Annotated in this window: 22 protein-coding genes; 10 read left to right on the top strand and 12 right to left on the bottom strand. The window is 58.4% G+C overall.

Annotated features, from left to right (window positions below; translation table 11 throughout):
• Positions 1–60 precede the first annotated feature (60 nt).
• The 5 genes from TCELL_RS05525 to TCELL_RS05505 are packed head-to-tail and all read left to right on the top strand — an operon-like array spanning position 61 to position 4,502.
• The gene (locus TCELL_RS05525) at positions 61–2,415 is read left to right on the top strand and encodes a xanthine dehydrogenase family protein molybdopterin-binding subunit (RefSeq protein WP_048163269.1); all 2,355 of its coding nucleotides are present in this window, start codon (positions 61–63) and stop codon (positions 2,413–2,415) included.
• On the top strand, positions 2,412–3,308 hold the full coding sequence (locus TCELL_RS05520) for an FAD binding domain-containing protein (RefSeq protein WP_014737747.1): 897 nt from the start codon (positions 2,412–2,414) through the stop codon (positions 3,306–3,308). Before TCELL_RS05525 ends, TCELL_RS05520 begins: the two co-directional genes overlap by 4 nt.
• Positions 3,305–3,763 carry a (2Fe-2S)-binding protein gene (locus tag TCELL_RS05515; protein WP_014737746.1) on the top strand — a complete coding sequence of 153 codons (459 nt, stop codon included), beginning with the start codon at positions 3,305–3,307 and terminating at the stop codon, positions 3,761–3,763. The genes TCELL_RS05520 and TCELL_RS05515 overlap by 4 nt, the downstream gene beginning before the upstream one ends.
• Positions 3,764–4,021, top strand: coding sequence for a hypothetical protein (locus tag TCELL_RS05510; RefSeq protein WP_014737745.1), 258 nt, complete (start codon positions 3,764–3,766; stop codon positions 4,019–4,021).
• Between the two features lie 52 nt (positions 4,022–4,073).
• Entirely contained in the window at positions 4,074–4,502 is a 429-nt protein-coding gene (locus tag TCELL_RS05505; protein ID WP_014737744.1) for a hypothetical protein, read from the top strand.
• 117 nt (positions 4,503–4,619) lie between these two features.
• Here the strand turns inward: TCELL_RS05505 and pyrE are convergent, their stop codons facing one another.
• The gene (gene pyrE / locus TCELL_RS05500; RefSeq protein WP_014737743.1) at positions 4,620–5,213 is read right to left on the bottom strand and encodes an orotate phosphoribosyltransferase; all 594 of its coding nucleotides are present in this window, start codon (positions 5,211–5,213) and stop codon (positions 4,620–4,622) included.
• Positions 5,201–5,875 (bottom strand): orotidine-5'-phosphate decarboxylase, encoded by a 675-nt coding sequence (gene pyrF, locus TCELL_RS05495; protein ID WP_014737742.1) that lies wholly within the window; start codon positions 5,873–5,875, stop codon positions 5,201–5,203. The genes pyrE and pyrF overlap by 13 nt, the downstream gene beginning before the upstream one ends.
• Positions 5,876–6,025: 150 nt before the next feature.
• Here pyrF and pyrB point away from each other — a divergent pair, with 150 nt between their 5' ends.
• Positions 6,026–6,949, top strand: a complete 924-nt coding sequence (gene pyrB / locus TCELL_RS05490) for an aspartate carbamoyltransferase (protein ID WP_048163263.1) — start codon at positions 6,026–6,028, stop codon at positions 6,947–6,949.
• A gap of 560 nt (positions 6,950–7,509) precedes the next feature.
• Here the strand turns inward: pyrB and TCELL_RS05485 are convergent.
• Positions 7,510–8,976 carry a sodium:solute symporter family transporter gene (locus TCELL_RS05485; protein WP_014737740.1) on the bottom strand — a complete coding sequence of 489 codons (1,467 nt, stop codon included), beginning with the start codon at positions 8,974–8,976 and terminating at the stop codon, positions 7,510–7,512.
• Between the two features lie 126 nt (positions 8,977–9,102).
• Here TCELL_RS05485 and hisD point away from each other — a divergent pair, with 126 nt between their 5' ends.
• The gene (hisD, locus tag TCELL_RS05480) at positions 9,103–10,416 is read left to right on the top strand and encodes a histidinol dehydrogenase (protein ID WP_014737739.1); all 1,314 of its coding nucleotides are present in this window, start codon (positions 9,103–9,105) and stop codon (positions 10,414–10,416) included.
• A gap of 122 nt (positions 10,417–10,538) precedes the next feature.
• Here the strand turns inward: hisD and modD are convergent, their stop codons facing one another.
• Together modD and TCELL_RS07510 are read right to left on the bottom strand one after the other, a co-directional pair.
• Positions 10,539–11,387, bottom strand: coding sequence for a ModD protein (modD, locus tag TCELL_RS05475; RefSeq protein WP_014737738.1), 849 nt, complete (start codon positions 11,385–11,387; stop codon positions 10,539–10,541).
• Between the two features lie 183 nt (positions 11,388–11,570).
• Positions 11,571–11,717: a hypothetical protein gene (locus TCELL_RS07510; protein ID WP_014737737.1), complete on the bottom strand. Its 147-nt coding sequence runs from the start codon at positions 11,715–11,717 to the stop codon at positions 11,571–11,573.
• A gap of 300 nt (positions 11,718–12,017) precedes the next feature.
• Here TCELL_RS07510 and TCELL_RS05470 point away from each other — a divergent pair, with 300 nt between their 5' ends.
• Positions 12,018–13,184: a hypothetical protein gene (locus TCELL_RS05470; protein ID WP_048163260.1), complete on the top strand. Its 1,167-nt coding sequence runs from the start codon at positions 12,018–12,020 to the stop codon at positions 13,182–13,184.
• A 703-nt stretch (positions 13,185–13,887) separates the two neighbouring features.
• On the opposite strand, the gene TCELL_RS05465 is transcribed toward TCELL_RS05470, so the two are convergent.
• The 3 genes from TCELL_RS05465 to TCELL_RS05460 are packed head-to-tail and all read right to left on the bottom strand — an operon-like array spanning position 13,888 to position 16,356.
• Positions 13,888–14,583: a hypothetical protein gene (locus TCELL_RS05465; RefSeq protein ID WP_014737735.1), complete on the bottom strand. Its 696-nt coding sequence runs from the start codon at positions 14,581–14,583 to the stop codon at positions 13,888–13,890.
• Entirely contained in the window at positions 14,580–14,747 is a 168-nt protein-coding gene (locus TCELL_RS07505; RefSeq protein ID WP_014737734.1) for a hypothetical protein, read from the bottom strand. The genes TCELL_RS05465 and TCELL_RS07505 overlap by 4 nt, the downstream gene beginning before the upstream one ends.
• Before the next feature lie 4 nt (positions 14,748–14,751).
• Positions 14,752–16,356: an SLC5/6 family protein gene (locus tag TCELL_RS05460; RefSeq protein WP_014737733.1), complete on the bottom strand. Its 1,605-nt coding sequence runs from the start codon at positions 16,354–16,356 to the stop codon at positions 14,752–14,754.
• A 491-nt stretch (positions 16,357–16,847) separates the two neighbouring features.
• Between TCELL_RS05460 and TCELL_RS05455 the strand changes: the two genes are divergently transcribed.
• Both TCELL_RS05455 and TCELL_RS05450 read left to right on the top strand, forming a co-directional pair.
• Positions 16,848–17,078, top strand: a complete 231-nt coding sequence (locus tag TCELL_RS05455) for a type II toxin-antitoxin system CcdA family antitoxin (RefSeq protein WP_014737732.1) — start codon at positions 16,848–16,850, stop codon at positions 17,076–17,078.
• Positions 17,075–17,479: a type II toxin-antitoxin system VapC family toxin gene (locus TCELL_RS05450; protein ID WP_014737731.1), complete on the top strand. Its 405-nt coding sequence runs from the start codon at positions 17,075–17,077 to the stop codon at positions 17,477–17,479. The genes TCELL_RS05455 and TCELL_RS05450 overlap by 4 nt, the downstream gene beginning before the upstream one ends.
• An 18-nt stretch (positions 17,480–17,497) precedes the next feature.
• On the opposite strand, the gene TCELL_RS05445 is transcribed toward TCELL_RS05450, so the two are convergent.
• The 4 genes from TCELL_RS05445 to TCELL_RS05430 all read right to left on the bottom strand — a co-directional run bounded on the left by TCELL_RS05445 (position 17,498) and on the right by TCELL_RS05430 (position 23,142).
• Positions 17,498–18,367 carry an ABC transporter permease gene (locus tag TCELL_RS05445; RefSeq protein ID WP_014737730.1) on the bottom strand — a complete coding sequence of 290 codons (870 nt, stop codon included), beginning with the start codon at positions 18,365–18,367 and terminating at the stop codon, positions 17,498–17,500.
• The gene (locus tag TCELL_RS05440; RefSeq protein ID WP_014737729.1) at positions 18,364–19,344 is read right to left on the bottom strand and encodes an ABC transporter permease; all 981 of its coding nucleotides are present in this window, start codon (positions 19,342–19,344) and stop codon (positions 18,364–18,366) included. The genes TCELL_RS05445 and TCELL_RS05440 overlap by 4 nt, the downstream gene beginning before the upstream one ends.
• Before the next feature lie 14 nt (positions 19,345–19,358).
• On the bottom strand, positions 19,359–21,302 hold the full coding sequence (locus tag TCELL_RS05435) for an ABC transporter substrate-binding protein (protein WP_014737728.1): 1,944 nt from the start codon (positions 21,300–21,302) through the stop codon (positions 19,359–19,361).
• 97 nt (positions 21,303–21,399) lie between these two features.
• Entirely contained in the window at positions 21,400–23,142 is a 1,743-nt protein-coding gene (locus TCELL_RS05430; RefSeq protein WP_014737727.1) for a S9 family peptidase, read from the bottom strand.
• Positions 23,143–23,185: the final 43 nt, after the last annotated feature.

The raw sequence follows: 23,185 nt of genomic DNA, 5'->3' as shown, positions 1-23,185 counted from the left end.
CCCCCACTTCAATAACGACATATATCCTATCACGTAGATATAACTAATTGAGTGGAGACGATGAGCGAGTACGTGTTCATAGGCAGGCGCGCTCCTAGACACGACGCCATCCCGAAGGTGACGGGAGCCCTCAAGTTCGTCAACGACCTCGAGGCCCCGGGGATGCTCATAGGCAGGATATACAGGAGCCCCTACGCGTTCGCGGACATTGCTAGGGTAGACGTGTCCGAGGCCGAGAGACTCGGGGCGGTCGTTATCACCCCCGACGAGGTGCCGCACAAGCTCTTCAACCCCAGGCTGGTGAGCGTCGACGAGGTAACTTTCAAGGACCACCTCATACTGACCAAGAGGCCGCGCTACATAGGCGAGCCAATAGCCGCGGTCGCGGCCCCGAGCGAGGAGCTCGCGCAGCGGGCCATCGAGTCGATCAGGATAGAGGTGGAGAGGGTCTACAAGCCGGTACTAGACCCCTTCGAGGCCATGAGCCCGTCCGCCCCCCTCATACACGAGGAGATCATGAAGGGCGACCAGGTGCTCAAGGTCGAGAGGAACATAGCCGCCAGGCTCACGTACACGGAGGGGGACGTCGACAAGGCGTTTAGAGAGGCCAGCGTCGTGATCGAGAGGAGCTTCAAGAGCGGTAAGAGGTACCACATGCAGCTGGAGCCCAAGGCGGTCCTATGCGTCCCGGAGCCGGGCGGTAAACTGACAATATACACGACTACGCAGACAATACACAACACCAGGATCTTGATCAGCCAGCTCTTCGACATACCAGAGAGCAAGATCACAGTAGTCAAAGTCCCTATAGGAGGGTCCTTCGGGTCCAGCATCCAGGTCAACTACCTGGTCCCGATCGCTGTGGCGCTGTGCCTCAAGGCCCGTAGGCCCGTGAAGATCGCGTACACTAGAGAAGAGGACATGCTAGACCACTCCAACTACGTCTTCCACATGAGGCTCAAGGTGGGCGCGAAGAGGGACGGCGAGATAATTGCGGGGGAGTTCCACAACATACTCGACATCGGGGCCCACCAGATCCAGGCCTACCCGCTGCTCGGCACCTCGCTGGGCTGGTTCGTCTCCATGTACAAGTGGAAGAACATAAGGTACGAGGGCGTAGCGGTCTACACCAACAAAGTACCCAGCTGCGCCCTGAGAGGCTACGGGGCCCCCGAGGTCCAGTGGGCTGTGGAGACGGTGATCGACGAGCTGGCGGAGGAGCTGGGCATGGACCCCGTGGAGCTCAGACTGAAGAACTACGTCGGAAGGGGCGACATATTCTGGGGCCAGGGCCCGACGGTCAGGTCTGTCATCAAGTCGGACGGGGTACCGGAGCTGCTGCTGAAGGGCAGGGAGCTCATCGGCTGGGATAAGAGGGGGAGGCCGGAGGAGAAGAAGGGTCGCTTTAGGAGGGGCGTGGGGCTCGGCAGGGGCTTCCACACGTCTGGCGCTGGGGGCCCGATCTCGGGAGAGGTCATAGACTTCACCGGGGCGGTGCTCAAGCTCAACGAGGACGGGACGCTGGACTACATCACCGCGCTGCAGGACCACGGCGGGGGGACGCTGGACGCCCACGTCAAGATCATAGCCGAGGAACTGCAGGTGCCACCGGAGAGGATAAACCTAGCCCTGGCTACCACGGAGAACACCCCCTACGACGTCTGTACACACGCTTCGAGAGGGGTCTTCGTGGGCGGTGAGGCGGCCAGGAGGGCGGCGTCCATCGTAAAGCAGAAGATACTCGAGGCGGCCGTCAGGCTACTCCCCATGGCCGTCAACCCTGAGGCGCTCAGGATCAGGTACGACCCGGCCAGGGAGGACGCGGTGATCTACGTCGAGGGCATGCCACAGTACAGCATAACCTTGAGGGAGCTGGCGAGGAAGGTGTGGCAGAAGAACTGGGGCACCATAGCAGCGGTGGTGACCTACAGGGCTACCAGCGCGCCCCCGAGCTTCACAGTGTACTACGTCGAGGTGGAGGTCGACACCTGGACTGGTAAGGTCAGGCCCGTGAGGGTCGTCGCGGGCGCGGACGTGGGTACCCCGATAAACCCCGACATGGTGGAGGGCCAGTTGCACGGGGGGTTCGCGATGGCCTGGGGCATGGTCTTCTCGGAGGACACCCCCTACAACCCGGAGACAGGCGAGCTGGCCAACAGGTTCCTCATAACCGACTACAAGATACCGACGGCTCAGGACCTGCCCCGCCTAGAGGACTTCAAGGTCGTGATCGCCTCGACCAAGGAGCCCTCCGGCCCCTTCGGGGCGAAGGGGCTGGGGGAGGCGGCCATGAACCCTGCGGCAGCGGCCATCTGCAACGCCATCTACAACGCGACCGGTGTAAGGGTCTACGAGCTGCCCGTCACGCCCGACAAGCTCTTGAAGCTGATAAGGGAGAGGGAGGGACCGGCTTGAGGCCCTCGGCCATAAACTACATGAACACGCACATACTGCCCAGCTTCGAGTACTACGAGCCAAAGAGCCTCGGCGAGGCCCTGGAGCTGCTGGACAGGCTAGGCGGCGACGCCAAGGTGCTCGCGGGTGGCACGGACCTCCTCGTGAAGATGAAGACGGGGGCCCTGCGCCCGAAGTACATAGTCAATATAAAGAGGATACCCGGCCTCCGCTACATAAGGCTGGAGGAGGGCGTCCTCAGGATCGGGGCCTTGACGACCTGGCACGACCTCGAGGAAGACCCGGCCGTGGAGAGATTCCCCGCTCTCGCCGACGCTGTCAGGCAGATGGGCGGGCTGCAGATAAGGGTCATGGGCACGATAGCGGGCAACCTCTGCAACGCCTCCCCCGCCGCGGACGCCGCTCCTCCCCTCCTGGTCTACGACGCCGAGGTGGTCCTGGCGAGCGTGAAGGGGGTGAGGACTGTCAAGCTCGAGGAGTTCTTCGTGGGCCCTGGCAAGACAGTAATGCAGCCGAACGAGCTCCTCGTGGAGGTCAGGGTCCCCGTGAGAGGCGGGTCCTCGGCCTTCGTCAAGCTCTCCAGGACTAGCATGGACCTGGCGATAGCAAGCGCGGCGGTCTACGCGGAGTTCGAGGGGGACGTGGTCAGGGAGGCCAGGGTAGCCCTGGGCTCTGTAGCCCCGACCCCCATGAGGGCCAGGAAGACCGAGGCCGTACTCAGGGGGCGGAGAGTTGGGGAGGAGTTACTCGAGTTGCTGGGGGTGGTCAGCGAGGAGGTCAACCCTATAACGGACGTGAGGGCTACGGCGTGGTACAGGAGGGAGGTGTCGAGGGTTCTAGTCTACGACGCTCTAATGAAGGCGTTCGAGAGGAGTAGGGGTGGGATGGCTTGAGGGTCAGCTTCAAGCTCAACGGGAAGCCGGTGGAAGTCGACGTAGCGCCCAACGAGCTGTTGATCAACGTGTTGAGGGACAAGCTGAAGCTGACGGGCACGAAGTACGGTTGCGGGATAGGCGAGTGCGGTGCCTGTACAGTCCTCGTCGACGGGAAGCCCGTCCTCTCGTGCCTCACGCTCGCCGTCGACGTGAACGGGAGAGAGGTCGTCACCGTCGAGGGAGTGTCCGAGGACGGGAACCCGACCCCGGTACAGAGGGCGCTCGTGGAGGAGGGGGCTATACAGTGCGGCTACTGCACACCGGGGTTCGTCATGGTGGGGGAGTACCTCAGGAGTAAGAAGAGGGCTTACAGCGAGGAGGAGATAAGGAGCCTGATACGCGGCAACCTCTGCCGTTGCACCGGCTACGTGAACATAGTGAAGGCCCTCGCCAAGGCCCTGGGAGGAGGGTAGTTGAGGGTAAGAGTCTTCTTCGTGGGCGAGGCCGCGAGCATCTTCGGGAGGAGGTTCGTAGACGTCGAGTTCGACGAGGAGGAGGTGGAGCTGAGGAGGCTGGTCGAGAAGTTGAGGGAGTTCGAGTCCTATAGGAGGCTCGAGGAGAGGCTCAACCTCGTCTGGTTCCTCGTGGGGGACCTCCAGGCGGCCCCCACGACTAGGCTCAGGGACGGGGACGTGGTCACAGTGATGCCACCACTCTACGAGGGCGGGTGAGACCTGGTACTTTTTTACTCCCTAGCCCTACTCAGACTGGGAGGGTGGTCTCGTGGCCTCGACTCTGGGGGGCTTCCTAGCCGGCTTCGGCCTCTGCCTCCTCCTTGTAGGGGCCGCTCTAGCCCTAGTCGCCGGGGAGGTGAAGGTGTCGAGAGAGGAGGTCGAGAGGCTCTACAACCTCACCCACTCCCAACCCTACGTCTCTTCAATGAACGCCCTGGCGACGCTCGGTAACTACACCGATAAGCTGGCGAGCGTGCTCAGCCAGCTCGGGCTGACCTCTCTCAGTAACGCTCTAGGGAGTGTCGGCGAGGCGGCGGCTAAGATGAGGGAGGTCTACTACGCCAGCGAGAGGGCCTACAACGCGATGCCCTACGTGGAGAAATTGCCGGTCATAATCGCGGGGACCATACTACTCGGCCTCGCCTTGCTGGTCGCCGGGCTACTGAAGATAAGGGGCTCTAGAAAGAGGCCGGTGTAAGACCTAGACGGCCCACCACGGTGTGTAGGGGTAGCTTGCTATAAGCCCTTTCGTAGCAGAGTATACGGTCTCTCGTACTGGAGGCCAGTAGAGACGTCGGGTAGTGGGGAAAAAGAGCTAGGGTAGCTTGAAGGAGTCTAGGTAGTCCACTACTCGCTTGTATTCTTCGTGTGCGATGAGACCCTCTCTCCAGAGCGCCTCGAATATTTCTCTAGCGGTTGTCAGGGCGTAGAACTCGACTCCGTGTCTAGTCAGGAGCTGTCTCGCGCCCTGCTCCCTGTCCACGACCACGAGGGCCCTAACCACAGCGGCGCCGGCCTCTCTCAGGTAGTCTATAGACCTCAGCAACGTCCCCCCTGTCGTGACCACGTCGTCCACTACCATGACTCTCTTGTTTGCGACGTCCCCCTCAACGGCCTGGCCCGTCGCGTGGTTCTTCCTGTTCTTCCTAACGTAGGCCATCGCGAGGCCGGTGCGGCAGGCGAGGAACGCGGCGAGGGGTATCCCGGCGGTCTCTACACCGGCTACGACCTCGACGCCGTGGAAGGGTACCGTAGAGAGAGCCCTCTCGACAACGCGCACCGCGAGCTCGGGGTAGCTGTACAGCCTCCTCAAGTCGATGTAGAACGGGCTCTCGAGGCCCGACGTCAGCTTGAACAGCCCTAGCTTGACCATCCCGCGCCTGTACAGGTCGGCGGCTATCCACGACAAGCTCTCACCCTCTCGAGCTGCCTCTCGAGGACCGCCCTCGCCGCCTGCCCGGGGCTCTCGCTCCGGGTTATAGCCCGCCCCACGATCTCGTAGTCGGCCCCGGCGCAGAGGGCGTCGCCGGGCTGGGCGCCCTGGTGCCCGACGCCCGGTGAGTAGATCCTCAGCGACCCGCCGACGAGCCCGCGGGCGAGCCTGATGAGACTAGGCCGCGTAGCCGGCAGGACGAGGCCGTGGACACCGAGCCTCAGGGAGTCCTCGACTATCTCGGTCACGTGCTTGTCGATGTACTTCTCGGACCCCCTGTGGCTCATGGAGGCCACTACTATCACCTCGACGCCCAGCTTCTCCGCCTCCTCCACGAGCTTGTCCAGCGAGCCCTCCACGCCGACGAAGCCGTGTGCTATGACAGCGTCGACGCCCTGCTCGGCGAGGACGCACAGGGCGCTGGCCATCACGTCCCCTATATCGGCCAGCTTCAAGTCAGCTATGACGGGCTTCCTCGTGGCCTCTCTGATCTCCCCGAGAACGTCGACCCCCCTTCTCAGGATGAGTGGTAGACCCACCTTGAAGCCCTGCGCGTAGGGGTCGACCTCTCTAACTATTCTCAGGTAGTCTTCTCCAAGGACTGGGCTGAAGGGTGGATCTAGGGCTACTACCAGCAAGTGCCCTTGAATCCTATCTTGACGCCGGTTTTTAAATCTAAACGCGTAAGTACGCCGCGGCCGCCCGTAAATATTCGGTGGGCCCGCTCTCTACGCAATCTATTTACCGCTCCGGCGTTGATATTATACCTGTCGGGTCGGGTGAAAACCTTGTACAAGGGCATGGACGTAGTGTCGGCCCTCCAGTTCTCTAGGAGCGACGTCGAGCTACTGATACAGGTCGCCGAGGACCTCCGTAGAGCAGTGGAGAGGGGTGAGAGGCTCGACATCGCTAGGGGCAGGGTGATGTTCACAGCGTTCTTCGAGCCGAGCACGAGGACTAGGCTCAGCTTCCAGTTCGCAATGGTCAAGCTGGGCGGCTCCGTCGTGGACCTCGGGCCGGAGGAGGTCAGTAGCATGGCGAAGGGGGAGACGCCCGAGGACACTTTGAGGACCGTCGACAGCTACGGGCCGGACCTAGTAGTCGTCAGGCACAGGGAGCCGGGGTTCGCGAAGAAGGCCGCGGAGATATGCAAGGCTCCCGTGATCAACGCGGGCGACGGGTACAACGAGCACCCCACCCAGGCCCTGCTGGACGTCTACACTATATGGAGGGTCTTCGGCAGGGTGGACGGGGTAAAAGTGGGCATGATGGGCGACCTGAGGTACGGGAGGACCATCTCCAGCCTCTCCTACACGCTCTCCAACTTCAGGGACGTCGAGATCTACTTCATCTCACCCAAGGAGCTCTCGCCCAGAGAGGAGGTCTTGAAGGTGCTCGACCAGCGGAGGGTGAAGTACGAGCTCTACGAGAAGCCCGACGACGTGATGGAGAAGCTGGACGTCCTCTACGTCACGAGGCTGCAGAAGGAGAGGATGAAGCCCGAGGACTACGAGAGGCTCAAGGGGAGCTACATCATCACCTACGACTACCTGAAGAAGTTCAGCAGGATCCCAATAATCCTCCACCCGCTACCCAGGGTGTGGGAGCTCACCACAGACGTCGACGTCCTACCCCAAGCAATGTACTTCGAGCAGGCGAAGAACGGGCTGTACACCAGGATGGCCCTGATAAAACTGATCTTAGGCCTGTAGGCTCCGAGCCTGTTTTTAAAGAGGGCCGCCCTCTTCCCCCTCCTCTCTCCTCCCGTAAAACCACGTGACTGCTCAGCAGGCATGCGGCGAGGACATGCCTGTTTACAGCCCGGTCGAGACCGTTATAAGCTGTCTCTAAAGAAACAGTGGCGCAGAAGTGCTAGCCGGCGGGGAGCTGGCGGTCAAAGACGACGCGGTCAAAAATATTAGCGAGGAGAGAATCGCGAGCGAGTTACTAGAGAGGTAAGAGAAGTGAATTAAAAGCATGAGGAGCTGAGTATGCGACCAGAGTCAGCACACTTTTTTCTCACTTCAACATTCCAATTCCGATGAGACCTCACACCCTAGAGTACGGGTGTAATGTGGTAACGTGTTTAACGGTGAGATCGATGGACGAGCGGTAGGCTTTACTCATAGTGGCTCAAGGCCGTATTCCCTATCCATAGTTGGTAGAGGTATTACATGTATACCGAGTCCCTACTGCTTGATACGCCACAAGATATTGGGAGCGTGTAAAAGGCGATACTGAGGAGTGTGTGGGAAAAAGTCCTCTAGTAGATCTAAGCTGGCAGTTCAACTAGTTCTTTAGGTGGTGATATGTGCTGTGTTAGTAGTGATGTCACTACAAATACTACTAGTCCAAGCGGCATTATTATGGGTCCTGGCATGTAGAATGCTGCCCACACGTCGCCTGTCTGCCCGTAGAAGTACGATCCGAGGACTATCCACATCGCTACGTTGAAAACAGCTTGAGTTATAGCGCCTATCCTGTTGGCCTTCTTCCAGTATATCCCCATAATGAAAGGTATTGTCTGAACAAACATCATCATGTACCAAGCCATTTGAGTGAGGAAGTATATGTGTGGCAGGTACAGAGCTATCCACAGAGCTCCCAGAGTCCCTACTACTACTATGATTCTCATTATCTGGACTGCTTTCTCCTCGCTCACCGATTTTATGTAGGGCAGGATGTTTCTCGCGAACATGGAGGGTGGTATTAGAGCCGCCGAGTCGGCCGAGCTCATTATCGTAGCCAGTAAGCCTACCACAAATAGCGCGAAAGCCCACGTTGGAGCCGTGTACATTACAACCATTGGCATGGCCATCTCGGGCTGATCGAGTGCCGGGAACAACACCTTGGCTATGAGCCCGTACAGGGCTCCGCCCGTTAAACCTATGATCCAGTAGCTGACCCCAGCCGCGATTGCGGCCCTCGAAGATGTCTTCTCGTCCTTGGCTGAGAGCCCTCTTTGGACAAGGTCTTGGCATGATATCGAGCCGAGCGGCTGGTTAATCCACGAAGCAATGTAGTATAAGAGCCCGAATAAGCCCACGTAACCCAGGTACTCGTAGCCTCTGCCGGGAAGTATGCTGAAGTCGTCTGGCGAGAGCTTGCTAACCAGCACGTCTACCCCTCCCAGGTACGCGAAGGCGAAGTAGAGCCCGATCCACATGGCTACCCAGAAAATGAATACTCTAATGAAGTCTAGTAGGGCTACCGCGAACATGCCGCCTAGCGTTGTGTAGAATATTGTTATGAGTGTGGCTAAGTACAACCCTGGCTCTCTCTCCCAGCCTAGTAGTATTTGGAAGACAACGCTGTACGCTAGTAGTAGCCCTCCCAGCCATCCAATGTACCCAAGTATCTGGACTAATGCCGAAGCTATTTCCATTTCAGGCCCATACCTGTACCTGAAGAAGTCGGCCACCGTGATGTACTTCAACCTTCTTAACTTAGCTGCGAAGAAGAGACCAAAAAGTATGACTGCGAGCGCTGAGGCTATGGGGTCCATTACAACTCCTCTCATACCGTACAGGTACGTCATCTGAGCACCTCCCAGAGAGGTCCCCGAGCAGAACCACGTTGCGAGAATAGTGCCCCACGTAACCCAGAACCCAAGCGACCTCCCCGCTACCACGAAGTCGCTTATGCTCTTGATCTTAGCATAGTACTTCACGCCCACATACGTTACCAGGACCGTGTATAGCGCTATCCCAATCCACGAGGCAAGTATTTTCTCCTCCATAGAACCTTCCCTTACCTGGTTACACTATTCGTTTATATGTTCTACGTAGGGGTAAATATATTTATTTAGGTGTTTACCAAATAAATCTATACACGTTTAACGGTTAGTAAGCTGTGGGTGGTATGTGTGGCTATAAGAATTGTGAAGTTGAGAGAAGCAGACCCGGGCCTCCTTACAAGGATCAAGCTCAGGTCTAGGCTTGACATCACCGGGATCAGGGCAGGTGTCGAGGAGATTATAAAGAGCGTTAAGGAGAGGGGCGATATGGCTATACTCGAGTTCTACGAGAGGTTTTACGGTAAGAGAGTCCTTGAATCTCTGAGAGTTAGCGAAAACGAGTTTAAAAAAGCCTGGAGCGCCGTGTCCGAAAGGTTCGTTAAAGCCGTGGAGTACGCTGCCAAGAACATAAGGAGGTTTCACGAAGAGCAAAAGCCCAAGGACTCGTGGTTCATTGAAGTCGAGAGAGGTGTTTACATAGGCCAGGTTACTCGACCTATAGAGAGCGTGGGTGTTTACGTGCCGGGTGGCAAGGCGTTCTACCCTTCAACAGCTCTCATGACAGTCATACCGGCTCAAGTCGCGGGCGTCAGTGAGATTGTTGTTACAACTCCTCCAGCCCCCGATGGGAGCGTGGACCCTCATATACTCGTTGCCTTAGATTACCTCGGCGTGAGAGAGGTATTCAAGGTTGGAGGAGCTCACGCCGTTGCTGCCTTGGCTTTTGGAACGGAGTCTGTCCCGAGAGTCGAGAAGATTGTTGGACCCGGGGGCTTGTGGTTTACTGCCGCTAAGCAGATTATAAAGGAGTACGCCGATGTCGACATAGACTTTCTCGCCGGTCCTTCGGAAATCCTCGTAATTGCCGACGAAACTGCCGATCCCGAGTACGTTGCCAGAGACCTGATTTCGCAGCTAGAACACGACGAGGCGGCGGCAGCGGTTTTAGTGACGCCCAGTCTCAGCTTAGCAGAAAGGGTTAAGGATGTTGTTGAGACCTTGGTCGAGAAAATACCGAGGAGCGACATTGTGAAGAAGGCTCTCGAAGCGTATAGCGCCATAGTGGTCACGGACAGTCTCGATGAAGCGATAGAGTTTGCAAACGACTACGCCCCCGAACACCTAGAGGTACACGTCTCGGACAGTCTACTATTCCAAGTACTATCGAGAATAAAGAATGCGGGGTCCGTATTCTTAGGCAAGTACAGTCCTGTCCCCTTAGGAGACTACGTTGTAGGGACAAACCACGTACTACCCACTGGGGGCTGGGCAAAGAAAAGAGGATCGCTGGGAGTACTCGACTTCATGAAAGTAATCGACGTAACATATGTCGCAGACCCTTCCTCGCTGGAAAAGCTAGCGAGCCACCTCAAAGAGCTGTCTCTCGTAGAGGGGCTACCAAACCACTACGAGGCGGTCAGGACGAGAGTCGGTAAGGTGTAGAAGTTCGGGGCGTGCGGTCTCGACTCCTGGTCAAAGGTACTCTTTTTCCCAAGCCTTTTGCTCATCTACTCCAAAGCCTCCGAGAGCCTGCTGTGTTGACGGAGACTCGCTTAGTCTTCAGGCTATGGCCTCCTCTCCATTATTGTTGTGAAGCTAAGGGGTTTGGCGTGGTAGGGGGCCGAGGTCACTATGACGTCTACTCCCGTCGCGGCATACTCGCCTACGTTCTCCAGGTCTACTCCGCCTCCGACCCCGATCGACACACCGCTGAACTCGCTCCTCAGCCTCGACACCCAGCTCCTCAGGGTTGCCGGGTCTACGTGGTCGAACTGCACGTAGTCCGCACCAGCCTCGACCGCCTCGAGTGCTTCTTCGAGACTGCCCACCTCGACCCCGACCCGCTTGTAGCCCACCCTGGCCTTAAGAGACCTCACCACCTCTCCCAGCCCCCTGCCCCCGGCGAAAACCAGGTGGTTCCTGAACAAGAGGATCTCGTCCGAGAGGCTCTGCCTGTGGACTACGCCCCCGCCAGCCAAGACGGCCTTCAGCCAAAGCCTCCTCAAGCCCGGTGGGGTCTGCCTCGTGGTCGCCACGACGACTCTCGGGTTGACCCTCCTCGCCGCCTCGACCATTAAGCGTGTGTAGGTGGCCACGCCGCTCATGTAGGAGACGAGGGCCTGCGCGACCCTCCAGGCGGCGTGGAGGGAAGAAGCCCTCCCCTCGGCCTCCAGCACCACTGCCCCGCTAGACACCTCGGAGCCGCTGCCCAGGAGGTACCCGACGGTAGCCCCCGCCTTCTCGTAGACGTCAGCGGCCTCCTCGACACCAGCGAGCACCCCTCTACTCCTCGACACGAGCCTCGCGACGCCCCTCTCGGACTCGACCCCCATGTAAACCGTGGTCAAGTCCAGGTGGTGTAGGTCGTCCCTCAGCAGCGACTCGAGCTCGGAGTCGAAAAGGACGCCCCTCACACGCTCACCCAGACACAAACCCCTCACCGTTCTTGGATAGCCGCGGGCACATATATACGGCCTGGCCACGCGGCTGTAATGGATCGGCGTAGACTAACTCGTAGCCCGCGGCACCCTCACAACACGCTTACCGGCGCAAGGGGTGCGGGAATTTAATACTGGGAAAAGTCTAAGAGGCGGGTTTTAGAAGTAGTAGATTCTGCTCAACAGCCCGTCCATAGAGGCGGTTCTTTTACCTGCCTCGCTCACAAGTCTCCTCAAGACTTCTCCGCGCCTCCTCGGATCAAAGGCTTCGATTATCTCCTCTCCACAGTACGCGCCTCTAAACAAGTAGTCAAAGTTTACACGTCGAAGCGCTTGACGCGAGTTAGACGTTGTGCGGTACGCAGAACCTCTGGATTACAATGAACTTTATAACGAAGCGCGGAGGAAATGCTACATTTTACGGTAGGGCTCCAATTACATGTTAATTCGCAAGCATATGTAAGTAGGGCAAGAAGTTCAATGAAACACCACATCGAAGCATAGCTTCACATCTTATTAGTGAATCTCATTTCGGTAAAACATTTAACTAAACATTGATTAACTAAGAAGCATATTGGAGCATTGGAGAGGAGAGGGGGGGAGAGAGTGACTACCGGATATGTGACCGTCACCGAGTGGCATGGAGGTTTAAGCAAGAGCAGCATGTACTACTTCATCATTGAGGGTAAGTCACTTGTACACATTTCTCGTTATGCCACTTTCAAAAAGTATGACCCAGATGTTGGCGAAGCCCAGTACGTGGTCGACTTAAGCGTGCTCAGAGGAAAGACGGCTGTCATAATATCAGCTAGCAATAGGGGGATATCCTGTTACGCCCGTGTACTTCCAGCCGAGAACATCGCTCTTGGAGGTAGCGGAGGGGCCACACTACCGCTATCGTACCTCAACGAGTACACGTTTACTCACCTTTCACGTGGAGAGCAGGATTTCTTGAGTAGCGAGTGGAGACCTCTCTATACGCCAATGATCGAAGACCTACGCGGCTTCATCGCCGAACTATCCAACTCCGCTTGGAACGCCCTGGGGTATCCTGCCCGCGTCATTCTCCCAGAGCTTGTAGAATGCCAGTTGGAGAGCGGGGCAAGCTATCCGCTTTCTTACCTGATACCTTACAACGACACTGCCAGGAAGAGGTCGCTGGAGCAGCTCACTAAGTGGGTGCACCAGCTCTGGGTAATAGCAGGTATTGCTAGAGAACTACGTAGGCGCAATAAGCTCCAAAACCTTTACTTGAACTTCGGTCAGACCTCCTATTACCCTGTGGCTTCGTTCACGTGCAGAGACGGGTTGTGCTCGCTCTGGTACGAGTTCGACGCGACTCCTCACACAATGTGTAAGGGTATGTTGTGGCAGGAGGGATTATCCCTCGCGGTGCCCCCAGCCTTAGAAGAGCTCTACGAGCGCGCAAATGCTGTCAAGCAAAGATTGGGTCTGCAGAGAACACCCTTGAGACCGGACATAGCAATACTCGCAGGAGGCCTCAGTTGCGAGGAGCTCAAGGAGGGGTTTAGAGTGAAGGCTATAGTAGAGTGCAAGAACGAGGACTTCGAGCGCTGGTCAAGAGACGTGGAGAAGCAGCTCATCGCATACAAGGAGGTATTTCAGCCCGAGGCAGTCGTCTTGGCGTCCGCGAAGACCGTTCCAGGCTCTTTCAAGCTCTCGCTTAGAACGCGCGGGGTGATCGTAGTAGACAACGTGCGCCCGGGAGGCGGAGGTCTTAGCGAGCTTCTTCAGATAATCGGCGATATCTAGGCATGTCTCAGCGATAATGGGCCGAGAGCGTGTTGTGCGTGAGAGGCCAGGACGATGTAGAATACAGACTCATTTTCGTGGCTCGCGAACTGATCAATTTGCTTTGCAGAAATATGGGCTCGGCTGGCGCGGCGAATCTGTGTGAAGAAGAGGGTCTAACTTGGTGTTTTCTGTGAGACCTGGTGCGAATAATAACTTCGAGGAGGTTTAGAGCGAGTGGTTTGATATCGCAGCGGGGCGCGTGGGCTTTACCCTTGAAAACCTCACAGAGCCGTTTCAGTCCCGTGGGAGCTTCTCCAGGACGCAGAAGACGCCGTGCTGGAATGCTGGGTGTAGATGTCTTCGAGTTTCTCGGTAGGAAGCTGGAGGAGGGAGTGCTCGTAGGCTAGAAGCCAGACACGCCTATCTCAAGTCCTCCTTAGCGTGAGGTCGATGAACCGTCCTATGGCGGTCTCCACAGGTGCCGAGGTCTCGATTACCAGTGTCATTTCGAGACCGCAGGCCACGGTACACGGCCATCTCCCGCCTCAGACCTTGGCCCACCTCTAGACGTGATCCACGAATATACTATACTAGAGAGCCGCTCTCCGGATTCCCTCTACGCGTCGAGGACCACTCTGTTGACCGAGCTCGATGTACTAGAGTATCCGCGAAGACCCTGCAATCAAGCGCGTTGGGGCGACCTCGGTCATGGGGTTGAAAACTACTCAAAAACTACTCTGTACTTCACTAGCTTGTAGAGCGCGTACAGCTCGAGCGCCAGCGCGGCTACGGATATAATTAGCAAGGCGGTGAGCACGGTTAACGATATGCCTTGCGACACCCCCAGCTCGCTCGCCACGCTCCCGACTTCCCCTGGGCTCGTGACAGCGTACGCGAAGTACATGACCGCGTTGACTAGGAACGGCGTGAGCAGGAGCAGCGATGCCGTGAAAGTGGTCCAGCCAATGAGCTTGAGTCTCACAAAGTAGAAGTAGGTCCACAAGACTCCTAGAAACACCAGTACTAAGCCCATTGGGGGAAAGCCGAAGAGGGCCGCCGTTGGGAGCCCCAGCGCTATTGCTGCGACTCCCGCCTTCCTCGCGCGTACAAGCTCCTTCACCCTCCCGGTAGACACGAGGTTTAGGAGCACAGAGTACCTGTAGACGGACCTGGCCTCGCTACTACACGCCTTTTTCTCGCCCGGCGTAGCAGAGGACGCGCACTGCCTGAGCACGCTTATAGAGTCTGCGAGCCTGGACAAGACGCTGGAGTAGTCGCCGCTCTCGCCTCGAGGCTCGGGGGTCTGCTTGAGTACCCCGGCAGCCTTAGAGCAGAGGGTATGAGCGCGAGTTAGGCCACGGTGGGATAGTAAAAAAGAGAGTTGAGTCAGGTCCTCGGCTAGTTTGCCGTGCTTCAAGCCTTACTGGCAACCTCGGCTGGCTTCTTTGGCTTCCACCAGCGGTGTAGGGAGTAGAACACCAGTATCAGCACCACGAACCAGCCTATGGCAGCGAACACCACTGCCAGGACCGGGTCTACGGTCAGCGGCACGTCTTTGTACACGCCTATGGTCTCCACCACGCCGTCACCCCGCAACTTTTTCGAACTGCTTCGTCGACTTCACCCCCAGTACGAAGCCCACAATGAACAAGGCTACGGTGAACGCTGCCGAGAGGCCGGCTAGTGCCGGGCCCAGCCACGTCAGCGGCTCACCGGTCTGGTAAATGATGGTCTCTATTCTAGTGCTCATTGGAAGCCACACGAGCATTGCGACCAGGTATATCGGGGCTATGATCGACAGCACGTACTTCCAGAGGGCCTTTGGCACCCTGATTAGCCCGCCTCTGTTGACCTCCTCGTAGCCTTCAGGCCATAAGAACATTCCCGCGATTATTGTCTCGAAGAGCGCTGTCACGACTAGCATTACAGAGCCCACCATGAAGTCTGTGAAGTCCAGGTAAACCGTTGAAGGCCCCCAGCTGTAGTCTTTTGTCATGTAGCCCTCTAGCGCTATGAAAACACCGAATACCAAGAACAGGAGTACCGAGACGGCCGTTGCCTGCGCCCTCTTCCAGCCGAAGCCCTGTAGCATCTCGACAATTACGTTTGCTATCGCTATAGCCGATGTCACGCCCGCGAACCACAGCAGCACGTACCACATAAAGCCCAGTACAGCACCTACAGCGCCGAGTTTACCGAAGAACGCCGGGTACACGGCCATTGACAGGAAGAACGGCGACTTCTTGTCGACGTAGACCATTCCGATCGGGAGTACTCCTCCAAACGCGTAGCCGAGGGTGAACGCTATTGTGCCACCGCATATCACCTCGGCGAACTCGTTTAGAGCCGTGGTCGTCAATGCGCCCAAGGCTATGTCGTCTTCGCGTTTAATGTAGCTCGCGTAGGTTGGTATTATGCCGGCTATTCCGAGGCTCAGCGTGAAGAATATCTGCCCAGCGCCCTCGAGCCACGCAGCCGGGTCGCCCAGCTTCTCGAATCTCGGAGTCCAGAGCCAGAGGAAGCCCTTGATGGAGTCCCACTCTGGCTTCACCGGAGTCCTCCAAGTCAGCCCCGTGACCAGTAGCACTACTGAGAAGAGGAAGAGTAGCGGCATCATGATCAAGTTCGCGCGCTCGAGACCCTTGCTGACACCAGGCGCGACTATGATCCCTGTCATAACCAGGGTGAATACCCATGGGAGTAGGTTGTAAACGGGGTTTCCGATGACCTGCAGGAGCCAGCCTATCGAGTCCTTTACCTCGGTCACCTCGACTATTTTCCCGGTCATGCACATTCCAGCCCAGAAGCTGACCCAGCCCAGGAGGTTCGTGTAGTAGGCGTTCAGCAGTATGGCTATGGAGAGCGCTAGCCCGCCGGCTATCCCCGCCACGATCTTAGCCTTTTTGTCCCCCAGCCTCCTCTTACTCACTACGTACATCATCGGCGCTAGCCAGTGCGCCCTGTACTGTCCACCGTACCTCCCAATAGACCACTCGAGCCACATTATTGGGAGGCCTAGTAGTGTTAGCGCTACGAAGTACGGTATTAGGTATGCCCCGCCACCGTACAGGGCCACTCTGCCAGGGAACCTCAGGAAGTTGCCGAGGCCTATGGCGTTGCCTGCCATCGAGAGGATCAATCCGATCCTCGTACCCCAGGTCTCTCTAGGACCGATGGCCTCGGAGGACATACCACAACACGTTTATTTTTTGACTGTAGAGGAGATAATTTTTTCCCCAGCGTAAGTGGGCCTCGTGTGGGCTTCAGGCACGTAGTGTTTTCATCAAGGCCTCTGGATGTATGGTGGACAGGTGAGCTCATCGTTACAAGTCTTGGAAAAGGGCGCCACCTAACTTCGGCAACAGGGGGTGTCCACTCTACACATTCGACACGCCGAAACAACCTAAGCAAAGCTATTTGTGAAGCCGAGCACGGGCACTGATGAGAGCTACGAGACAGCTATGCGGGAACTCGTAGTTCGTGCCATACGCATAAGTAGTAGCAAGCTCCCAAGCTGGCCCGGGGCTGGAATATCGAAGGCACTGCTAGAGCTCTCGAGATACGTCGAAGGCTAACCGGATGGAGCCGGGGGTCGGCGAGTAGCTCGGTATGGGCCGTCCCGAGGCACGCTGTGAAGACTTTATAGGGAACCCTAGATAGTAGTCATAGAAGGGTGACATATTGGGTGGTTACGTCACGGTCTCCACGAAGGTGAGAAGGGAGGTTGTGGAGAGGGCGAGGAGGCTGGGTATAAACATCTCCGAGTTCCTCAGGAGGGTGCTCGAAGAGGAGGTGGAGAAGAGGGAGCTCGAGCTGCTCGGGAGGCGGCTCGAGGAGATCAAGGACGTCCTAGAGTCGCTGGACATAGAGAGGATAGCCGGCCACATAAGAGAGGACAGGGACGCGCGTTGAGGAGCGGTCTTCTCTTCGACTCCTCCTCTCTACTCTACGCACTGAAGGAGAGGAGACTGGACCTACTCAGGCGGAACTACGTCCAGTGGCTGACCTTCTACGAGGCGCTCAACGGAGTGTGGAAGGAGGTCTATTTACACCGGGCTATAAGAGCTGAGAAGGCGGCTGTACTAGTCGAAGTACTGGCCGAGGTCCTGAAGTACATGGAAGTCCTGTCTCCAGCCGGCCTCGAGAGAGAGATATACGAGAGGGCCCTGGCTCTAGGGGTGACGGTCTACGACGCGTCCTATGTAGTCCTCGCGGAGAGGTACGATTTGACCCTCGTGACCGAGGACAAGAGGCTGAGGAGCAGGGCTCAAGGGATCGTGGAGGTCAAGAGCCTCAGAGAGCTCGTGGGCTAGAGGCTCGGCACGCCCTCCTTAGGCCCTCCTCAGCCTGGGGTTGACGAACTCCTCAATGGCGACACCTATAAGGGCCGTGGCCTCGACTGTGAGCGTTATCATGAGGCCGGGGGCCACGATCCACCACCACTTCCCGCTCGAAATAGCGCCGCTGTTCATGGCCCAGTATATCATGCTACCCCAGGACTCCTGTGTCGGGTCACCCAGACCGAGGAAGCTCAGCGAGGCCTCGGCTATTATCGCACCCCCTATCCTCAGGATCACGAAGGCTACGAGTAGGGGGTAGAGCTGGGGGAGTATGTGCGTCCTCATTATCCTCGCGTTGCTGGCTCCGTATGCCTTGGCGGCCTCGATGTACAGGGCGCTCTTGAGGGAGACCACCTGGGCCTTCACCAGCCTGGCTATACCCGGCCAGGTGAAGACCGCTATGGTCAAGACGATGTTCTGGTAGCCCTGCCCGAGTATTGCCGCCATGAGTATCATGAACGGCAGTACGGGGAGCAGCAGCATTACGTCGGTGACCGTGGAGAGCGCGTCGTCGAGTAATCCACCGTAGTACCCAGCGAGCAGACCCACCACAGTCCCGAGCACGACCGCGGATATCGCCGCCGCGAAGCCGACGAGCAGGGATATACGCGACCCGTAGACGAGCTCGCTGAAGATGTCGTAGCCAGCGTCGTTCGTGCCGAGCAGGTGCTGTAGCGAGGGGGGCTGGAAGGGAGGGCCGACTATGTCCCTCGGGTTGTAGGGGGCTATCAACTGCGGGGCTATCGCCATCGCGAGGGGGATCGACAGGAGGACTACCCCGGCCAGCCCCTTCTTGTTCCTGAGCACGGCGGAGACGAGGTCCTTTAGTAGCTGGGTAGTCGAGTAGCCGGCGCTCTTCACTCCAGCCTCACCCTGGGGTCTATGAAGCTGTACATTACCTCCACCACGGTCACCAGGAACAGGGTGAGGGCAGAGGTGTACACCACTATACCCAGCAGTAGGGGGTAGTCCTGCTGGTAGACCGCCTGGTAGGCCAGCCTGCCGACGCCCGGTATGGAGAAGACGTTCTCGATCAGCATCACCCCGCTTATCGAGAAGCCGACGTCTATGGCCAGGGATGTCACGACCGGTAGGCTGGCCGGCCTGAAGGCGTGCCTGAGGAGTAGCTGCCTGTCCGAGAGCCCCTTCGCGGTCGCGACGACTATGTAGTCCTCGCCCAGTATGTTCACCACGCTGTTCCTCATCAGTATGTGGTAGCCCGGTATCGTCAGGACTATGAGGGTGAGCATCGGCAGCCACATGTGGTAGAGTATGTCCGCGACCCTCTCCCAGGGGCTCGTGTAAGTAGCGCCGTAGGTGTAGGCCCCGTAGAGGGGCGCCCAGCCAAGGTAGAAGCCGAAAACTATTAACAAGACCATGCCGAGCCAGAACCCCGGCATCGACCTGACGAACATGAAGACGCTCATCGAGGCCGTGTCGAACCTGCCGCCCCTCTTGTACGCGGCGTACATGCCCGAGAGCATGCCTATCGCGGCCGACACCAGTAGCGAGACGGTGACCAGCGACACCGTCCAGGGGAGGGCCTCCATTATCACCTGGCTGACGGGCTCGAGCCTACTGAAGGATATGCCCAGGTTCCCGGTGGTGAAGAACTGCCTCAGGAAAATAGCATACTGCTCCCATATGGGCTTGTCGAGCCCGAACTCGTGTATCAGGACGTTCCTCATGTCTGGTGGTACACTCGGGTTGGCGACCAGGTAAGCGAAGGCCCCGCCGGGTAGGAGGCGGGGGATGACGAAGGTCAGGGTGAGGATCACGAAGAAGGTCACGAAGCGCGCAATAGCCTTCCTGACCAAAAAATAGGCTAGTCTACCCATCTACCGCCCTCCCCCTACTTCCTCCTAGAGGTGTAGAGGGCGGCTCCCGCGACAGCTGCTAGTACCGCTACGACACCCGCTACTACGATGGCGACGGGGACCCCCGTGCTAGCCGGGGCTGTGGTCGGCGTGGTGGTCAGCGCAGCTGTCGTGGTCGTGGGTGTGGGGGTTGTAGTGGTTGTAGTAGTGGGCAGTGTTGTAGTAGTGGTGTACTGCGTGGTGTACTGGGTGGGCGTCGCCGTGGGGGTTGTAGTGTAGGTTATCACCACGGGGGCCGACGGCTTGTACTGCTGCGCTTGGATGTTGTAGAGGCTCATGAGGCTGAACCAGTTGTCGGGCGGGGCCAGCGGGTACAGCACCCAGCCGGCCCACCTGTCCACCCTGTACGCGAAGACGAACTGCTGGTGGACGAAGTTGAGTATCGGCACGTAGTCGGCTAGTATCTCCTCGATCCTCCACACGATCTTTTTCCTGGCCTCGATGTCTGGCGTTACGGCCTGCTGCTGGAGCAGCGGGTCTAGGCCGGGTATGACGCAGTGGCCCATGTTCCAAGTCCCGTTAGAGGCGAACATCTGCCTCAAGAGGTCCGGGTCTATCGAGCCCAGGCCTCCGATTATCAGCATGTCGAAGTCTCCCGAGAGCAGCTTCGAGACCAGGGTCGTCCACTCGAGGGGCATGTGCTTGACGTTCAGGCCGATCTTCCTCAGGTTGCTGGCCAGCAGCTCCCCGACCCTAACCCTGAGGGGGTCGTAGGCCGGCGAGTAAATCGTCAGGGTGATCGGCGTGCCGTTGGGGTACGTCCTCCAGCCGTCGGGGCCCACTTTCAGGCCCAGCTGGTCTAATAGCTCGGCCGCCTTAGTTAGGTTGAACGGGTACTTCACCTCCTTGGGGGGTAGGTTCGGGTCGTACCAGGGCTGTTCTATGGGAGGTATCTTGCCCAGGGACCCTGGTAAAGCGTAGCCCTGGTATATCACGTCGACGACCTCGGTCAGGTTTATCGCGTAGTGGACCGCCTGCCTGAACAGCGTCTCGCTCATCGGGTACCTCATGCAGTTGAAGTACATGAACCTGGAGCCCAGCTCGGTTACGTTCCATATCCTGATGTTAGGGTCTTTCAACAGGTCTGGTATCGTCGCGTATGGGACGCTCCACGTTACGTCGTCCACGTCGCCCCTCTTAAGGGCGAGCAGCATCGCATCGGGGTTCGGTATGATAGGTAGCACGTAGGTGTCTATGTAGGGCCTGCCCAGGTGGTACTTGGGGTTGGCCACCAGCATGTAGTACTGCTGCGGGACGTGCTCCTTGAATATGAACGGGCCGCTGCCTATGGGGGGCTCGTTCTTGTAAGTCGGCACCTGAGTGGGAGGTATCTTCGACCATATGTGCTCGGGCACTATGAATATCGAGGAGGCCACGAGGGTGAGGAAGGGCGCGTAGGGCTGCGTCAGGTCTATCTCCACGGTGTAGTTGTCGAGGGCCTTGGCGTCCTTTATGTAGGGCGCGTAGTCCTTGAACCTGGTCAGGTTACCGTAGTCTCTCAGGAACTTGTAGGTGAAGGCGACGTCCTCGGCAGTGACCGGGTAGCCGTCGTGCCAGGAGGCGTTCTCGTATAAGTGGAATATGTAGACGGTCCCGTTGTCCTTCACCTCCCAGCTCTTCGCTAGCACCCCCACGATGTTGCCGTCGGGGGCTACCGTTGTCAGGGTGTCGTACACCACGCTCAGTATCATGTACTCCCAGGACGTCGTGTACATCCAGGGGTTCAGCGTATTGGCCTCGCCCATCATAGGGTCCCTAAAGACGCCGCCGGGTACGATGTTCGGGTCTCTGATTATGTAGTTGAAAACCGTCGGCCGCTGCGCCTCCGCCCTTGATACTAGGGGCAGCGCCCCAGCCAGTTGTGCGAGGAGGGCAAACACGATTAAGGGGGCTAAGACGCGCGCCTCTATGTTTCCCACCCCACTTTTATAGTCCTCTCTAAACGCGGGGGCGGTATATAAACATGTGCTTTTGCCAATATAAGTGGGAAAAGAAATTAGTAGACATTGGGGTGGTTCAGAGCTGCGAGCACTTGTCGAGGAAGTTCGCGGCGTACACCAATACCTGGGCTAGCTTGTCGGGCCTCGTTATGGCGTGGCCTATGTCGGGTATGACGTGGAGCTCGAACGTCTTCCCCGCCTTCATGAGCTTCTCGACGAAGTGGAGGACAGGCTGTAGGGGCGTCCTAGAGTCGTTCTGGGGCTGGACTATGGCTAGCGGGCTCTTGAGGTCCTCAGCGTAGGTGCTTGGCGACCTCTCCCTCCACAGCTCCCTCTTCTTGTCGAAGAGGATGTCGATGAACTCCCTGAACACCGCGTCGCTGAGCTCGTACATCTCCGCCCAGTCGGCTACGGGGGCGCCGGCTACGCCGCACTTGTATAGCTCCGGCCTCCTGGTCATCGCCCAGAGAGTCATGTAGCCGCCGTAGCTGTAGCCCCATATGAAGGCCCTCTCGCCCAGGCCGGCCTCCAGGCCCCACCTAGTAGCGGCCTCGACGTCGAGTAGGTCCCCGCCGCCCGGGTCCCCTATGTCCATAAGCCTGAACCTCTCCCCGTACCCGGTCGAGCCCCTGAAGTTCGGGGCCACCACGTTGAAGCCCAGGGCGACGAGGGGGGCTACGCGGGTGTTCCACTCGTCGGCCGTCTCCCACCAGGGGCCCCCGTGGACGTAGACCACGAACTCCCTCCTAGGCCTCCTAGACTTGAAGACGAAGGTGGGGACTTCGACACCGTCTGGCGACCTCGCTACGACGAAGTCTACCTCCCCGAAGGCCTCCTCGACTTCTGGGGGGAGTTTGGAGACCAGAACCTCTCTCACCGAGCCCTCCTCGTAGGCGTATATACCCGTGGGCCTCCTCAGGCTGGTGTAGGTGAAGTAGACCCTCTCGCCGTGCGGGTAGGCGTTGACGACCGTGCCGGGCGGCGTCTCAACGGCCCTGCCGTCGACGAACAGCCTGGACCTACCGTTCTTCTTCCCGACCACGAAGAGCCTCCCGCCGAACTCCCTGTAGAAGAGGTGCTCGACGGGCCCGTAGGCCTCGTAGTCTGAGCCCGGGTACCCGAGCCTCTGGAACTCCCCGGTGGCGGGGTCGTAGAAGGCCAGCTCCTTCGCGTCCCCCGTGTAGGCGTTGGTCTCGAACAGCACCCTCCCCCCGCTCGTTATGACCGGGGACTCGTTGACGCTCCCCTCCCTCGGGGTGGCAACCCTCATCTCCCCGGTCCTCGCGTCGTATACGAATACCTCGCTCGACCTCGGGTCCTTCCTCAGGTTGCCCGAGCCGACTACCAGCCTGCCGTCGAAGTCGGAGACGTGAGCGTAGCTGTCCAGCCGCAGCACCTCCTCTACTCTACCCCTCCTGTAGACATACAGCGATATCCTGTCCGCCGAGGCGCCGGCGAACGCGATCTCGCTGCCCGTGTCCCTGAAGCCCAGGACTCTCACCGGCTCCATGTTCTCCACGACCACCTCCTCGTCCTTCTCCAAGTCCACGAACCCTATCACCTGGGCCTCCCTCCCCCTCCCCACGTCGCGAGTGAACGGCACTCTACGCTTGTCCAGGCTGACCTCGCCCGGCCAGTGGACAGTGGCCGACACCAGCCTCCTCCTCTCCCCCGTAGCCGGGTCGTAGGCCCATATCGAGTTGAAACCCCCCTCCATAGTCTGGTAGACTACCCTGCCCCTGTAGTCCACGCCCAGGAGCGTGTAGGTCGGCGTGTAGACTATCGACTCGACGACCCTAGCGACGTCCCCCAGGCCCATATCCGCCCACCGGAGAAGGCCTGATCCCCCCATTCAGATATAT

The organism is Thermogladius calderae 1633, from assembly GCF_000264495.1.
Taxonomy (GTDB): domain Archaea; phylum Thermoproteota; class Thermoprotei_A; order Sulfolobales; family Desulfurococcaceae; genus Thermogladius; species Thermogladius calderae.
Note: the sequence above shows the minus strand (reverse complement) of the source record. Positions and strands in the feature narration are given on the sequence as shown.

What these genes read in the sequence shown, in the direction of transcription:
- TCELL_RS05525 (WP_048163269.1), top strand. Translation starts at nt 61, where the DNA reads ATGAGCGAGTACGTGTTCATAGGCAGGCGCGCTCCTAGACACGACGCC.
- TCELL_RS05485 (WP_014737740.1), bottom strand. Translation starts at nt 8,976, where the DNA reads ATGGAGGAGAAAATACTTGCCTCGTGGATTGGGATAGCGCTATACACG.
- TCELL_RS05460 (WP_014737733.1), bottom strand. Translation starts at nt 16,356, where the DNA reads ATGTCCTCCGAGGCCATCGGTCCTAGAGAGACCTGGGGTACGAGGATC.
- TCELL_RS05440 (WP_014737729.1), bottom strand. Translation starts at nt 19,344, where the DNA reads ATGGGTAGACTAGCCTATTTTTTGGTCAGGAAGGCTATTGCGCGCTTC.
- TCELL_RS05430 (WP_014737727.1), bottom strand. Translation starts at nt 23,142, where the DNA reads ATGGGCCTGGGGGACGTCGCTAGGGTCGTCGAGTCGATAGTCTACACG.